This is a genomic window from Jeotgalibacillus sp. JSM ZJ347, from assembly GCF_044383825.1.
Classification (GTDB): Bacteria; Bacillota; Bacilli; order Bacillales; family Jeotgalibacillaceae; genus Jeotgalibacillus.
Genome location: NZ_JBISEN010000003.1, coordinates 168,383 through 180,593, shown reverse-complemented (window position 1 = coordinate 180,593; position 12,211 = coordinate 168,383). Strand labels below are relative to the sequence as shown.

Genomic DNA, 12,211 nt, shown 5'->3' with positions numbered 1-12,211 from the left:
AGGTTATGACTCTAGTATAATGAAAAATGAAGATTTATTCAGGGAGGATGATCAGATGAAACATTCACTTCCAGACCTAATTGAAACGAAAAGAAATGTCCATGTTCTTTATGCCTACGGTGCCATGCAAACGTATCTACAGACCGTTGTCAGTTATATTCTGGACAGTATTCAGGCAAAAGAAACGATTATTTTAATTGAGAATGAACGTATATATCGTCAAATCAAAAAAGAACTCCAGCCTCTTTTATCAAAAAAAGACATGGAATTCATTCATTTTATTAACAGCTTTGACTTTTACTTTTCGTCTGGAAGCTATCACCCGCCAGCGATCGCAGCTTACTTCGAAAAAACAGTCCAGCCTTACTTAGAGAATCAGGAAGCCTTTCGCTCCTGGGCGCATGTAGAGTGGAGCTCAATGGAAGAACCTCACCACCTGATTGATGACCTCGAAAAAATTATTGATCATGCGGTGAATGAGCTTCAATTTCCATTAATCTGCGCTTATAAAAAAGCAAATATGCCGATTCAGCTTGAAACCATGCTGATTCATACTCATCCGTATAAGCTGATAGAAAATCCTTTGTTAACCTCTGTACCTGACCCACTGACTGTTAAAAAAAGGGTCTCTCAGCGTTAACGCCGGAGGTTGTCCAGCAGATTTCCTGCCGCTTTTAGACCGGACCAATAAGCACTTTCAACCCTGGTGTTCCCGGATGGATCATCAGGTCGCAGGAACACGTCCCCGCAAAGCCATACCGGCTGATCACTCAACTTGTAAAAAGGTGCCTCGAACACCTGCTTCGCCTGTGCATAGCGCCAGCGTTTCAATTGCTTAGATGCAACTTTTAATTCTCCAAGTTCCTGTGATAACAGACGCTCAATTTCAGCGATTGCCTCATTCTCACGTTCATACCACTTTTCACTCCAATCACCCGTCATATATATGCTCAGGATCGGATTTTTAGAAATGCCTTTTTCAAAATTATTCACGATTTTTAAGACCTCATCCGGAAGGTTTTGATCCAGCAGTCCATATTCTCCTGTCGGCACATTATGCGCTAATTCAATTAACCCGACAAATGCAGGTTCAAATATGTAGGACTGCAGCTTTTTATCTTCTTCTGTCAGCAGAATATCTGATGCTTCAAGAAGCTCCATTGCCTGGGGCAGTGGTGCTGTGAGCAAGACTGCATCATACTCATAACACGCTGAGCCGGTTAATGTCATCCCCTCCTCTGTAGCAGTCACATTCACTATTTTCTCATTCAAATGAACATGCAGCGGTTCAGCAAGAAACTTTGCAAGTTTATTCATACCGTTTGTTCCAATATATTTCGGATGAGGATCTGCAGCCCATTTCTTCACTACACCAGCTAATACCCATTCCTGTACTTCCAGATCAAACGCTTCATCGCGTACGGTGAAATAGACTGCGCCATGATCCGCCTGCCCTTCCCCGATTCTTCTAGTTGCCAAGCGTCCACCGACGCTTCTGCTTTTTTCAATCACTTCCACTTCATGGCCTTCAGACTGTAATTTTCGTGCAGCAATCAGACCTGATATCCCTCCGCCAATTACTCCGATTTTCATCAAAAACACCTTCCATTCATTGTCTATTTCCTTAATTTAAACATAAAGCACCCTTTCTTTCATTCAATAATCTGTTGAAGAAGGAAGGGTGCATGATATTTATATTATATACACTGTCTGTTGACCTCTTTATCTTTATACATATTCTGATCCGCTTCAGAAAACAAGGATGTCATTTGTCCTGTTGATGATGGCGTGAAAGCGGCTCCGATTGACAGAAATACTTCTGCTTCCCTGCAGGTCTTTCTGACCCGTTCCATTTGGTCAAGCAGTTCCTGTTCATCAATATTGTGCATTAATACAACAAATTCATCTCCACCGATTCTGGCCGTAATTGCCTCATCTCCTGTCGCAGCTTTCAACTGATCAGCGGCTCTTTTAATCAGCTGGTCACCCACTGAATGTCCAAATGTGTCATTCGTAAATTTCAGCTGGTCAAGGTCACACAGTAATAATCCGGCTGACTGCGACTCATCCTGGTCGAGCTTAGTAAATACCTCTTTAAAATATGTACGGTTGTAAAGATCAGTTAAACTATCATGATAGAGCTGGTACTGAAGCTTTTCCTGCATGACAATCCGCTCATCAATATTTCTGAGCATGCCCTGCAGTGCAACGAGTCTGCCGTCTTCATAAATGGGCGTTGCGTATTCCTCAAACCATCTGTATTCTCCGTTATGATCCTTCCAGCGCTGAATAATCGGCTGACTATAATCAACGTCGCCGCTAATTTTCTTTAACAAAAGCGCCTGATCCTCCGGATGAATGTCTCGAAAAGCCACTTCCGGACTTAGGTACGCATTGTCATTGCTTCCTTTTCCAAAGAAATTTTCGGCTGACGGGCTCAGGTATTTAAATGTGACAACCGGATAAACATCAGCGTAATACATAAAGTCATTCTGCGTTTCAACGAGATGAATGAACTGCCGGTGCTGTTGAGTCAGCTTTTTGTATTTTTGCTTAAGCTGAAGGTATAGCACCAGATTTACCACACCACTGAACAACCCAATGCCTACCGCTAAGATCACAATTTGGATCCAGTCCATCCATTCTCACCGCCTTCTATTTCATAATTTTCCCTGACATTTACTATACTCTGCTAAAGCAGTCAGGGCAACCAGATATTGGCGGTATAAATGAAGATTTATTTAACAGGGAATTTAAAAAAGATGCCCGGCAGTAGACCGGACATCATCTTTTTTGACTTATAAACTTTTTATAGCTTCAGATACTTCAATTTCTCCATTAATCACCTGAAACTCTTTTCTGATCGTTGAATCATTTTCAAGTACGGCAAGCAGGACACGGGCAACATCTTCACGCGCAATTTCGCCGCGATCCACTGATACATCTGCTTTTACTTTGCCTGTACCCTCATCATTTGTAAGTCCGCCCGGATGAACGATTGTGAAGTCCAGTCCTGTGCCGCGCAGCCATTCGTCAGCATAGTGCTTGGCAATGACATAAGGCTTGAATGAATCTGGTGCATTCTGAATTTCTTCACGTGTTGTATCATATGAGCTGACCATCACATAGCGTTTCACGCCTGCTTTTTCTGCTGCCTGAATCGTTTTAACTGCCGCATCAAGGTCGATCGTTGCTGTTTTATCATCGCCTGTATTCGGCCCTGATCCAGCTGTAAATACAATCGCATCAACACCTTCAGCAGCTTTTACCATATCTTCAACTTCACCTTCAAGATCGACAAGTGCAGTTTCAGCGCCAAGATCCTCAAAATATGATTTTTGTTCTTCTTTACGGATCATTGCACGTGCTTCAAAGTGATCTTTCTCCTGAATCATCTTTGTTAAATGCTTTCCTACCTGTCCATTTGCTCCAATTACTAATACTTTCACGTTTAACATCCTCCTAGTCATTTTAACGGTCAACTAAAACATTTCCGTTCTGTTATTTCAGATTTTTTCTGATGTACTGAATGGTTTTTCTCAGTTCTTTTGCATGAGGTCTGCCAAACGGGTTCGTCTGCCTTTGCTGATACAGCACTTTCCCTTCTTCATTTAACAGAAAATATGCCGGCTCAGCATGCTCGCCGTGATCTTCATATGGCGCATCCTCACCGTGATAGTACACGTCATAGCTTTTTAAAAAGCTGAAATCTTCATCAAGCAGTACTGGAAAGCTGAATTGGTGTTCCTTTATCATCTTTTCCAGACTGGTCTTTTCATCATGTGTGATGGTTAACAGACTGATGTTATGTTTGTCAAAGTAGCTGATTGTATCTTCAAGCTCATCCAGTTCCTCCATACATGCCGGGCACCATGAGCCGCGGAAGTAGATCAGCAGAAACCATTTCTCATCATTTTGTTCAAGCATATCTGATAAATGATATTCTTTTCGATCCAGACCTGTCAGCTTAAAATCAGGTGCCTGATCGTTCAGTTTAAATACACTCACCAAACCACTCCTTAAAAAGTCAGTATGTGAGGTGTTTACCCGATTCGAACATTTTCAATCAGATGAATGTGCCGGAGAGATCATCCAACTTAACTGTGTAATACATCCTGATATTCCTCGTGCTTATCAAACTCCGCCTTGGCAAACGGGCAAAGCGGCATAATTTTTTGATGATCTTCTCTCGCTTTTTCAACGATATGTTTGACGAGCTTCCCGGCAACACCCTGCCCTCTGTAGTTATCTTTGACGCTTGTATGATCAATAATCAGGATATTATCTCCTGCTCTGCTGAAGGTTGCTTCTCCTGCTTCATTATGCTCCTGATCATAAGCTGCAAACCGATTTTCTTCCTGTTTAAATGTAAAATCCATCATCCACGCCTCCTTTTTTAATTTGTCTTTTCCCTTTAGTGAAAATTTCAACCCCTGAAAGATTACGCGGATGCTTTACAGGGAATATAGGAGGATACGATCGAAGGAGGATGAACCATGATCAAACACAGTGAATGGAAGGAAACAAAATTTACACTGCATCTCCTCTCTCAAATTCTCGGGAAAATAAAGCTAAAAACTGCGCCGCAGCAGCCTCAGTGGGGCCATGTCACACTGCCGGTCACAGCTGAAGGCTTTTCAACTGGACTGCTTTCGTACAACGACCGCTTTTTTCAAATCGATTTATCAATTTCACAGGCTACAATCATCATTAATGTAGACGGAAGCCTCCATACAATCAGGATGACTGATCAGAAATCAATCAGGGAGTATTATGAAGAGATTTTTTCTGTCCTTCACAAGAATCAAATCAGCCTGACAATCAACACAACTCCACAGGAAATGCCCTATACGACTAAATTTGATGAAGACAACATCCCGCGCGAATTTAATCAGGAAAAAGCCCTGAGAGGATTGAAGCTGTTTCAATTTGCTTATCATCAGGAACTCACCTTTATCAGTCCATATCGCTGCAGAAAGCTGATGCCTGCATTGTTCTGGGGAACCTTTGATATATCAACGCTCATTCTTCACGGTAAGATGGAGCCATTCTCTGAAAATAAAGTGATTGAAAAAGCCGCCTTTGATGAGCATTTTATTGAGTTTGGGTTCTGGCTTGGGGACGACAACACAGATGATCCGTCATTTTTCATTCTTCCGTACCCGTTTCAATTCCATCCGCTCGAGCATGAAGATGATATCGAACCCGAGACAGCTTATTACAATGCAGACGCCAGTGAGTTTTTCCTTCACTTAAAAGAAGAGAATGACATGAATCCAACAGATATTCAGGCTTTCTTCCGTTCTTCTTATCATATTTTAATTCGCGAGCTCGAATGGCAGGGCTGCTCTTATTATGAAATTCCACTGGATATGCCACCTCAGCCTTAGCTGGTCAATACATGTTAAAATAAAGTTATCATTAAGATCAGGGTGGTATTATATGAAACTCGCACTTGGACTGTTTATCTGTTTCATCGGTCTTGTGCTGACCAACTTTACATTCAATGAAGTCAGTCCGACCGGCAACATCGTCATACAAACTGCCGGATTTTTAGTCATCATTTTCGGGCTATACATGATCGTAAAAGACCGGAGGCAAAAATAAAGAGAAGCCTGAATGAAACCAGGCTTCTCTTTAGCGTTTTAACCAGTATTTAATTCTTGCACTTCCTAACACTGCGATAATTAGCAGCGTTACAATCATCAGCGCCCATATGCCCATCTGACCTGCTTCTCTGATCTCCTCTGATTGTGTAAAAACGAAAATCAGCGCGGCGATAAAGGCGATGTAAAATAAGATATTCGGAATAATCCAGAAGATCACTAACCTTTTAGGACTCACAGTCATCACACTCCTTCAGACTGAACGACACCATTCTTCTATATACAGTTCTGGTTTCTCCCTGCTAATTCCTTCTATTTATTAAATATACTGATCTACAAATACCCAAACCTTATTCCAGTAAGCTTCAGGGTCCACTTTTTCAGCTTCGCCATGACCTGCTCCTTCAATAATTAGCTGATCCTTCTCCACATCAGCCGCTTCATACACATCACTCAGCATATCAAAAGGAACAAAGGTATCTGCATCTCCATGGATAAACAGCATAGGCGTTTCACTTTTAGCAACCTGATCAACCGCTGACGCTTCATAAAGATCATAATTGGCACGAATATTCGCTACAGTATTGGCTGCATTTAATACTGGAAATTCAGGCAGTCCGAACAAATCATCCAGCTGGTAGGTAAAGACATCACTGACAGATGAATAACCACAGTCTTCCACAATGACCTTTACATTTTCAGGAAGGTCTTCACCGGACGTCATCATCACTGTTGCCCCACCCATTGAAATTCCGAATAATGCAATCTCGGCATCCGGATTAAGTGCTATTACTTCATCGATCCATTGAAGCATATCCAGGCGGTCATGCCAGCCCATACCTATGTAGTCACCTTCACTGTCCCCGTGCCCACGCAGGTCAGGCGCAATGACATTGTAGCCCTGCTCATAAAAGTTCCGGATATACCTCGTCATCCCTGAGGCATCCATCATATAACCATGTGCCACAATCACCCAGGCGTCACCGGCTTCTTCGTTCTCATAGAGATCAGCAGAAAGGCTAAGACCATCATTGGAAGTAATCGAAACTTCTTCCGGCTGGTGCTCCTGTTCGAACGCTTCATCTGCTGTATCCAGTGCTTCAGCGACTTCAGCCATCACAGCCTCACTTTCAGCCAGATTTGGATTCCCCTCTAAAAACTCTTTTTCATCCTTTGCACTAAGGGCATAATTATAAAAGTAATTTCCGACAGCACCGTACATAACAACTATTAACACGACCACAACTGCAGATATCACAATCCACTTCTTTTTCATCCAGACATCCTTCCATTATTTCCTTGTCATCTAATTATAACTTTAATTGAATGAAGAATCTGCTTTTACTGCTTAAAAAAACATCTCCCACACCTCCAAATTCGTAAATGCAGCATATGTTTTTTAAGATGAAAGCAGGTGGTGATTCATTTGGTTAATCAGCGAAATCGCAAATGGATTATGGGGCAGACCTGGAATGACCTGCTGTTTGCCCATTATCCAGTCGATACTCATGAACTTCGTCAGCTTCTTCCAGACTGTCTGCAAATTGATACTTACCAAGGACAGGCCTGGGTCAGCGTTGTACCTTTTGAAATGAGTGATATTCACTTCAGAGGATTATCCGCAATCAAATATAAAAAGCGTTTCAGTGAACTGAACGTGAGAACCTATGTGACGTTCAACGGAGAACCCGGCATTTACTTTTTCAGTCTGGATGCCAACAGCCCGCTTGCTGTTCAGCTTGCAAACCTGTCTTATGCACTTCCTTATTTACACGCAGACATGGAAGTTTCAAGCACCGGGGACCGGATTCATTTTAAAAGCAGCCGGAAAGACAGGCGTGCTGAACCTGGTGAATTTGATGGACTTTATGCACCTTCAGGAGAACCTTTTCAGACCGAGAAAGGATCTCTTTCCCACTGGCTGACTGAACGTTATGCGTTATTTACCGTAAAGCGTAACAAAGTTTTAAAAGGTGCTATTTTTCATGAACAGTGGACGTTGCAGGAAGCAGAGGCTGCGTTCCGGATAAATGACGTAGCTGAAAGTGCAGGAATCACGCTGCCATCAGAACCGGCACTGCTTCATTTTGCTAAAAGGCTGAAGGTGCGCGTCTGGCCGCCGGAGCAGATTGGGATTTTTCATGATGAAAAAAGATCCGGCACGTAGCCGGATCTTTTGATTAAGACATATTCAGTTCTTCACCTTTAAACATTTGAATAGATAATGGCGCAGCAAGAAATGCAGGTGCCTGTTCAGCAAATGCTTTAAAGTGTGCACTTTCATTGTGACGCTCGACAGCATCCATATCAGACCAGATCTCTACCATTGTAAACATATTTGTCTGCTCTGTATCTTTTTTCAGGTCGTAAGAAACGTTGCCTTCTTCCTGTTTTGAGGCTGCTGTTAAAAGCTTTGCAGCAGCGAGAAATGCTTCTTCTTTTGAAGATTGTATTTGTAAATGTGCAAGTGTAATGATCATATGAATCTCCTCTTTTCTTTTACTTCCACTGAGCGATTTCTTCAATTGGCAGACGGACAGACTGGTAACCTTCTTCTGCTGCTTTCCCAATCGAAATGAGCATAACCGGCTGGTAGCGCTCTTTATCCATGCCGTAGGCTTCAGCAATCTGATCTTTTTCATAACCGCCAATTGGATTTGTATCATAACCGTGAGCACGTGCCGCAAGCATCAGCTGCATCGAAACCAGACCTGCATCGATCAGGTTCATTTCCTTCATTTGTTGTTCAGGTACAGAGCTGAGCATACCCTTGATGCCAGGCACTTGACGATCTCTTACTTCAGCGGGCATAAGTCCTCTCTCAACAGCTGTATCATAAATCTCTTCAATATATGCAAGACTGTTCATGTCTACAAATACTGCAATGACAGCTGAAGATGTTTCTACCTGCTTTTGATTAAACATTGCGAGCGGCTTCAAGGTTTCTTTTCCTTCTTTACTATCAATCACCAGAAAACGCCATGGCTGAAGATTAACAGATGAAGGTGCAAGCGTCGCTTCTGTTAAGATTTCTGTCATTTCTTCTTTACTAATCTTCACTGAAGGATCGTACTCCCGAATTGAGCGTCTGCCCGTAATAATCTCTTTAAAATCGTTTGTCATCGTTGTATTCATGTCAAAAACTCCTTTATTGCTTAATTAATATTCGTTACATTCTGCTGAATTCTTGTCAGCTTGTCTGACAGATCACTGATCTCATCCTCTGAAAAATCCTTTAATACCCGATCAATGAACTGCTGCTTCTCACTTTTAAATGAATCAATCTGATCTCTTCCCTGTTTCGTCAGCCTGACAAAGGTAACCCTGTTATCTTCAGGATTCTTCCTTCTGGCCACCATGCCTTTTTCTTCAAGCTGTTTCAAATGCCTTGTAATAGCTGCGTGATCAATGCTGATTTCTTCACGCAGTGCCGATTGATTAATCTCATCCACTTCAAATAACACATGAAGTAAATCCATCCTCGACTGACTCAACCCTGTACATTGCTCGAATTTCGGGCTCATGAATTTATAAATATCATTTAATTGATAAATAATTTTTCCTTTTTCAGAACAATTTCTCCTCAAAGCATGCACCTCCGATAATCATTGAGGGGTCAATTAATCAGTTAAAGCTTTTCGTAAAAGCTGACTTCGAGAGTATATTACATCACTAATTGATGGGTCAACGTTTTTGCCTGAACATCACAAAAAGCACAAAAAACCGCTTAAAACACAAGCGGCAAAACTCCAATTTGTGCTTTAAGCGGATATGATACGAACTCATTTTAATAATGGTTTTCGTGCTCACCCTCAGCTGTCATTGCATCAGCTTTTGTCTGATGCACAGTGCCAAACGGGTGATTTGGCGGAGCATAAATCGAATACAGCTTGAGCGGCACACACCCTGTGTTCGTCAGATTATGCCAGGTGCCGGCAGGAATGACGATCGCGCAGTCATCGAATACGTGACTCATGTAGTTCATGGCATCCTTCCCGGCCCCCATCTGAACGAAGCCCTGTCCGGACTCAATTCTCAAAAACTGATCAAGGTTCGGGTGCATTTCTACTCCGATACATTCCCCAGGCATCAGACTCATTAATGTGATTTGAAGATAATCCCCTGTCCATAAAGCTCTGCGAAACGCATGGTTCTGACATGCATCTTCATGAATATTTGTCACAAATGGTTCAGGACCATGGTCTCTCAGCTGGTCATAACATGGACAAGTCCAGTGATGCCCCTGCATACCCATCATCTGATAAGGCTGATTCATATGGTGCAATCCACTCAAATCCTTTCACACGTGATAACCTATCATATGCCCGGTTTTTTCAGAGTGTTCATGAATCAATTATAGAATGGAAAACTCATCATTCTTCACGTCAGTGATCAGCATATGACCAGGCGAGTGTGTGATCATCAGACTCGGCTTCACCTGCATGGCCACTGCCTGCGGAGTCACACCGCACGCCCAGAATACAGGTACCTCACCTTCTTTTACAGTCACCGCATCTCCAAAATCAGGATGGTTCAAATTCTGAATGCCTATTTTAGACGGATCTCCTATATGGACCGGTGCACCATGTACGGATGGAAATCGACTCGTTACCTGAACCGCTCTGATCGCCTGCTGTTCGGTCATCGGACGCATACTGACAACGGTCGGCCCTTCAAAACGTCCGGCTTTTGTGCAGGCAATTGATGTTTTATACATTGGTACATTACATCCTTCTTCAATGTGCCTGATTGGAATCCCATTTTTCAATAGCGCTTCTTCAAACGTGAAGCTGCAACCGATGAGAAATCCGACCATGTCATCTGTCCAGATATCCGTTACATCGCTCCGCTCTTCAGTAAACTGCCCGTCACGATAAACCCGATATTTTGGTATATCCATTTTTACATTACTGTCAGGAGCGGCAAGTGCAGCAACCGCAGATCCTTCTTCAATGACATCAATAATCGGACAGGCCTTTGGGTTACGCTGACAGAATAACAGAAATTCAAAAGCCAGCTCTTTTGGCAGTACAGCCAGATTTGTCTGAATGTAGCCGTTCGCCATTCCTGAAGTCGGTTTTGTCCATTCTCCTTTTCTGATCAGTTCCCGCGCCTGTGATGGTGTTAGTTCTGAGATGTTCATTCTGTCGATTCCTCCGATTCTACTTAATCTAATATCATCATGACCTGATCATATCACACCTTCTCTAACTGGCATTTCATTACCTAACTATTTCCATTACAATAGAATCATGATGAATATGAGGAGGAGTTAGATGAAAATTGCGTTCGGGATCTTCATTGCTTTGTTTGGCATATTTCTGATGAACCTTACTGTTAACAGCTTTGGGCAATTAGGAAATGATGTGATGCACGGAGCGGGATTAATCCTGTTGATGGGCAGTATGTACTTTATTTATAAGGGAAGAGAAAAAGCTTCTGATCAGCAGGGGGCACCAAAATGAAGGATCTCACAGTTTCGTATAGAGAAAGCGCTTGAAGGGTTGTACTAATATGAAAAAGTGTCTCAAAAGCAGTCGAATGAGCTTGGAAGCCTTGAGTAAAGCGAAAAGAGAGTAGATTCAACTGTCAGACCATAGATCATTTTTATTTAAATATTAACTATGACAATATGGTTCTTTCTTTATCTTCGGGCGAAAGTGCCTCTGCACCATCATCCGGTTATAAAAACGGTGATGAATTAACTAAAGCAAAAGCATTGTATGTAGATCATGGTTATACATATTGGGAAATGGGGCTCGGCAAAGCAACAGTTTATACAGACCAGGAAAACAAGATTTCATTAATGTTTTGGAGTCAGGAGGATGAAACCATTTCAGGGATTTGGTTATCAGGGGAGTAAAAGGGCTAGAGTGGAGCCGTTTTTATCATACCCACCCAGATTGCGATTTCACACCTTTCCCTCAAAAACCACAAACACCCCTTTGCCATACTTCTTCACTTTCTCCACTTCAAACCCCGCCTCTTTGAAAAGCTGAATCGTCGGACGATTCAGGTGGCAGCCGTCACATACGGCTTTCCAGGCAGGTGTGAGGAGTTCTTGTGCTTTGGCTGCGGTTTGGTGATCGACTTTTACATGTTCAAAAAAGTGAAAGGTTGCGCCAGGCTTGCTGACTCTTTTAATTTCCTGTAGCGCTTTGACCGGGTCAGGTATTGTACAAAAGACAAGCGTACCGGTGATCGCATCGAAGGACTCGTCAGGAAACGGCAGCTGCTCTGCTTTTGCCTGATAAGTCTGGATCGGAACTGATGCACGCATGATTTTAGCGTAGGCCAGTTCAATCATTTCAGCGTTCGGCTCAATTGCTTCTACATATGCCGCATCCCGGTAAAAAGGGAAATTAGCGCCTGTACCAAAGCCAATTTCGAGCACATTTCCTTTTACGTGCTTCAGCAGATTACTTCGAATTCTCGCAAAACCTGCATTTTCAAAGGGTTTCATTGCAACATCGTATACTGAAGTAAATAATTTCCCCATATCCCTCACCCTTTCCTTCGATCAAAAATTTCTACTCATATTATTTCATTCTTTAGCAGGATTATCCAAAACGAAGCTAGAAAGATGTACAGAACCTTTTTCAAAA

19 protein-coding genes are annotated in these 12,211 nt (G+C 42.5%); 6 read left to right on the top strand and 13 right to left on the bottom strand.

Going from position 1 to position 12,211, the window contains the following annotated elements; translation table 11 throughout:
• Window positions 1-55 precede the first annotated feature (55 nt).
• Window positions 56-640: an MEDS domain-containing protein gene (locus ACH6CZ_RS11940; protein ID WP_374097676.1), complete on the top strand. Its 585-nt coding sequence runs from the start codon at window positions 56-58 to the stop codon at window positions 638-640.
• Here the strand turns inward: ACH6CZ_RS11940 and ACH6CZ_RS11935 are convergent.
• The 5 genes from ACH6CZ_RS11935 to ACH6CZ_RS11915 all read right to left on the bottom strand — a co-directional run bounded on the left by ACH6CZ_RS11935 (window position 637) and on the right by ACH6CZ_RS11915 (window position 4,430).
• Window positions 637-1,593: an NAD(P)/FAD-dependent oxidoreductase gene (locus tag ACH6CZ_RS11935; RefSeq protein ID WP_374097675.1), complete on the bottom strand. Its 957-nt coding sequence runs from the start codon at window positions 1,591-1,593 to the stop codon at window positions 637-639. The genes ACH6CZ_RS11940 and ACH6CZ_RS11935 overlap by 4 nt on opposite strands.
• A gap of 104 nt (window positions 1,594-1,697) precedes the next feature.
• The gene (locus tag ACH6CZ_RS11930; RefSeq protein ID WP_374097674.1) at window positions 1,698-2,639 is read right to left on the bottom strand and encodes a sensor domain-containing diguanylate cyclase; all 942 of its coding nucleotides are present in this window, start codon (window positions 2,637-2,639) and stop codon (window positions 1,698-1,700) included.
• A 159-nt stretch (window positions 2,640-2,798) separates the two neighbouring features.
• Entirely contained in the window at window positions 2,799-3,458 is a 660-nt protein-coding gene (locus tag ACH6CZ_RS11925) for an SDR family oxidoreductase (protein WP_374097809.1), read from the bottom strand.
• Between the two features lie 43 nt (window positions 3,459-3,501).
• Entirely contained in the window at window positions 3,502-4,008 is a 507-nt protein-coding gene (locus ACH6CZ_RS11920) for a peroxiredoxin family protein (RefSeq protein WP_374097673.1), read from the bottom strand.
• Window positions 4,009-4,097: 89 nt separating this feature from the next.
• Complete coding sequence (locus ACH6CZ_RS11915) at window positions 4,098-4,430, bottom strand: GNAT family N-acetyltransferase (protein ID WP_374097672.1); 333 nt, start codon at window positions 4,428-4,430, stop codon at window positions 4,098-4,100.
• Window positions 4,431-4,496: 66 nt separating this feature from the next.
• Between ACH6CZ_RS11915 and ACH6CZ_RS11910 the strand changes: the two genes are divergently transcribed.
• Both ACH6CZ_RS11910 and ACH6CZ_RS11905 read left to right on the top strand, forming a co-directional pair.
• The gene (locus ACH6CZ_RS11910) at window positions 4,497-5,390 is read left to right on the top strand and encodes a DUF5996 family protein (RefSeq protein ID WP_374097671.1); all 894 of its coding nucleotides are present in this window, start codon (window positions 4,497-4,499) and stop codon (window positions 5,388-5,390) included.
• 52 nt (window positions 5,391-5,442) lie between these two features.
• A complete protein-coding gene (locus tag ACH6CZ_RS11905; RefSeq protein ID WP_374097670.1) occupies window positions 5,443-5,607 on the top strand; it encodes a hypothetical protein in 165 nt (54 codons plus the stop codon).
• A 30-nt stretch (window positions 5,608-5,637) separates the two neighbouring features.
• On the opposite strand, the gene ACH6CZ_RS11900 is transcribed toward ACH6CZ_RS11905, so the two are convergent.
• Complete coding sequence (locus ACH6CZ_RS11900; protein ID WP_374097669.1) at window positions 5,638-5,844, bottom strand: hypothetical protein; 207 nt, start codon at window positions 5,842-5,844, stop codon at window positions 5,638-5,640.
• A gap of 81 nt (window positions 5,845-5,925) precedes the next feature.
• Window positions 5,926-6,828, bottom strand: coding sequence for an alpha/beta hydrolase (locus tag ACH6CZ_RS11895; protein WP_374097808.1), 903 nt, complete (start codon window positions 6,826-6,828; stop codon window positions 5,926-5,928).
• A gap of 234 nt (window positions 6,829-7,062) precedes the next feature.
• On the opposite strand from ACH6CZ_RS11895, the gene ACH6CZ_RS11890 reads away from it, so the two are divergent.
• Window positions 7,063-7,773, top strand: a complete 711-nt coding sequence (locus ACH6CZ_RS11890; RefSeq protein ID WP_374097807.1) for a YqjF family protein — start codon at window positions 7,063-7,065, stop codon at window positions 7,771-7,773.
• Between the two features lie 13 nt (window positions 7,774-7,786).
• On the opposite strand, the gene ACH6CZ_RS11885 is transcribed toward ACH6CZ_RS11890, so the two are convergent.
• The 5 genes from ACH6CZ_RS11885 to ACH6CZ_RS11865 form a co-directional block, all read right to left on the bottom strand.
• Entirely contained in the window at window positions 7,787-8,086 is a 300-nt protein-coding gene (locus ACH6CZ_RS11885; RefSeq protein ID WP_374097668.1) for a putative quinol monooxygenase, read from the bottom strand.
• Window positions 8,087-8,105: 19 nt separating this feature from the next.
• Entirely contained in the window at window positions 8,106-8,741 is a 636-nt protein-coding gene (locus ACH6CZ_RS11880) for a nitroreductase family protein (RefSeq protein WP_374097667.1), read from the bottom strand.
• Between the two features lie 20 nt (window positions 8,742-8,761).
• Window positions 8,762-9,193 (bottom strand): MarR family winged helix-turn-helix transcriptional regulator, encoded by a 432-nt coding sequence (locus ACH6CZ_RS11875; protein ID WP_374097666.1) that lies wholly within the window; start codon window positions 9,191-9,193, stop codon window positions 8,762-8,764.
• Between the two features lie 200 nt (window positions 9,194-9,393).
• Complete coding sequence (locus tag ACH6CZ_RS11870) at window positions 9,394-9,864, bottom strand: cupin domain-containing protein (RefSeq protein ID WP_374097806.1); 471 nt, start codon at window positions 9,862-9,864, stop codon at window positions 9,394-9,396.
• Between the two features lie 96 nt (window positions 9,865-9,960).
• Window positions 9,961-10,749, bottom strand: coding sequence for a putative hydro-lyase (locus ACH6CZ_RS11865; RefSeq protein WP_374097665.1), 789 nt, complete (start codon window positions 10,747-10,749; stop codon window positions 9,961-9,963).
• Window positions 10,750-10,882: 133 nt separating this feature from the next.
• On the opposite strand from ACH6CZ_RS11865, the gene ACH6CZ_RS11860 reads away from it, so the two are divergent.
• The gene (locus ACH6CZ_RS11860; RefSeq protein ID WP_374097664.1) at window positions 10,883-11,071 is read left to right on the top strand and encodes a hypothetical protein; all 189 of its coding nucleotides are present in this window, start codon (window positions 10,883-10,885) and stop codon (window positions 11,069-11,071) included.
• A gap of 167 nt (window positions 11,072-11,238) precedes the next feature.
• The gene (locus ACH6CZ_RS11855; protein ID WP_374097663.1) at window positions 11,239-11,469 is read left to right on the top strand and encodes a hypothetical protein; all 231 of its coding nucleotides are present in this window, start codon (window positions 11,239-11,241) and stop codon (window positions 11,467-11,469) included.
• Window positions 11,470-11,517: 48 nt separating this feature from the next.
• On the opposite strand, the gene ACH6CZ_RS11850 is transcribed toward ACH6CZ_RS11855, so the two are convergent.
• Entirely contained in the window at window positions 11,518-12,105 is a 588-nt protein-coding gene (locus ACH6CZ_RS11850) for a class I SAM-dependent methyltransferase (RefSeq protein ID WP_374097662.1), read from the bottom strand.
• Between the last annotated feature and the right edge of the window lie 106 nt (window positions 12,106-12,211).

What these genes read in the sequence shown, in the direction of transcription:
- ACH6CZ_RS11940 (WP_374097676.1), top strand. Translation starts at nt 56, where the DNA reads ATGAAACATTCACTTCCAGACCTAATTGAAACGAAAAGAAATGTCCAT.
- ACH6CZ_RS11935 (WP_374097675.1), bottom strand. Translation starts at nt 1,593, where the DNA reads ATGAAAATCGGAGTAATTGGCGGAGGGATATCAGGTCTGATTGCTGCA.
- ACH6CZ_RS11930 (WP_374097674.1), bottom strand. Translation starts at nt 2,639, where the DNA reads ATGGACTGGATCCAAATTGTGATCTTAGCGGTAGGCATTGGGTTGTTC.
- ACH6CZ_RS11925 (WP_374097809.1), bottom strand. Translation starts at nt 3,458, where the DNA reads ATGTTAAACGTGAAAGTATTAGTAATTGGAGCAAATGGACAGGTAGGA.
- ACH6CZ_RS11910 (WP_374097671.1), top strand. Translation starts at nt 4,497, where the DNA reads ATGATCAAACACAGTGAATGGAAGGAAACAAAATTTACACTGCATCTC.
- ACH6CZ_RS11905 (WP_374097670.1), top strand. Translation starts at nt 5,443, where the DNA reads ATGAAACTCGCACTTGGACTGTTTATCTGTTTCATCGGTCTTGTGCTG.
- ACH6CZ_RS11895 (WP_374097808.1), bottom strand. Translation starts at nt 6,828, where the DNA reads ATGTACGGTGCTGTCGGAAATTACTTTTATAATTATGCCCTTAGTGCA.
- ACH6CZ_RS11890 (WP_374097807.1), top strand. Translation starts at nt 7,063, where the DNA reads ATGGGGCAGACCTGGAATGACCTGCTGTTTGCCCATTATCCAGTCGAT.
- ACH6CZ_RS11885 (WP_374097668.1), bottom strand. Translation starts at nt 8,086, where the DNA reads ATGATCATTACACTTGCACATTTACAAATACAATCTTCAAAAGAAGAA.
- ACH6CZ_RS11880 (WP_374097667.1), bottom strand. Translation starts at nt 8,741, where the DNA reads ATGAATACAACGATGACAAACGATTTTAAAGAGATTATTACGGGCAGA.
- ACH6CZ_RS11870 (WP_374097806.1), bottom strand. Translation starts at nt 9,864, where the DNA reads ATGATGGGTATGCAGGGGCATCACTGGACTTGTCCATGTTATGACCAG.
- ACH6CZ_RS11865 (WP_374097665.1), bottom strand. Translation starts at nt 10,749, where the DNA reads ATGAACATCTCAGAACTAACACCATCACAGGCGCGGGAACTGATCAGA.
- ACH6CZ_RS11860 (WP_374097664.1), top strand. Translation starts at nt 10,883, where the DNA reads ATGAAAATTGCGTTCGGGATCTTCATTGCTTTGTTTGGCATATTTCTG.
- ACH6CZ_RS11855 (WP_374097663.1), top strand. Translation starts at nt 11,239, where the DNA reads ATGGTTCTTTCTTTATCTTCGGGCGAAAGTGCCTCTGCACCATCATCC.
- ACH6CZ_RS11850 (WP_374097662.1), bottom strand. Translation starts at nt 12,105, where the DNA reads ATGGGGAAATTATTTACTTCAGTATACGATGTTGCAATGAAACCCTTT.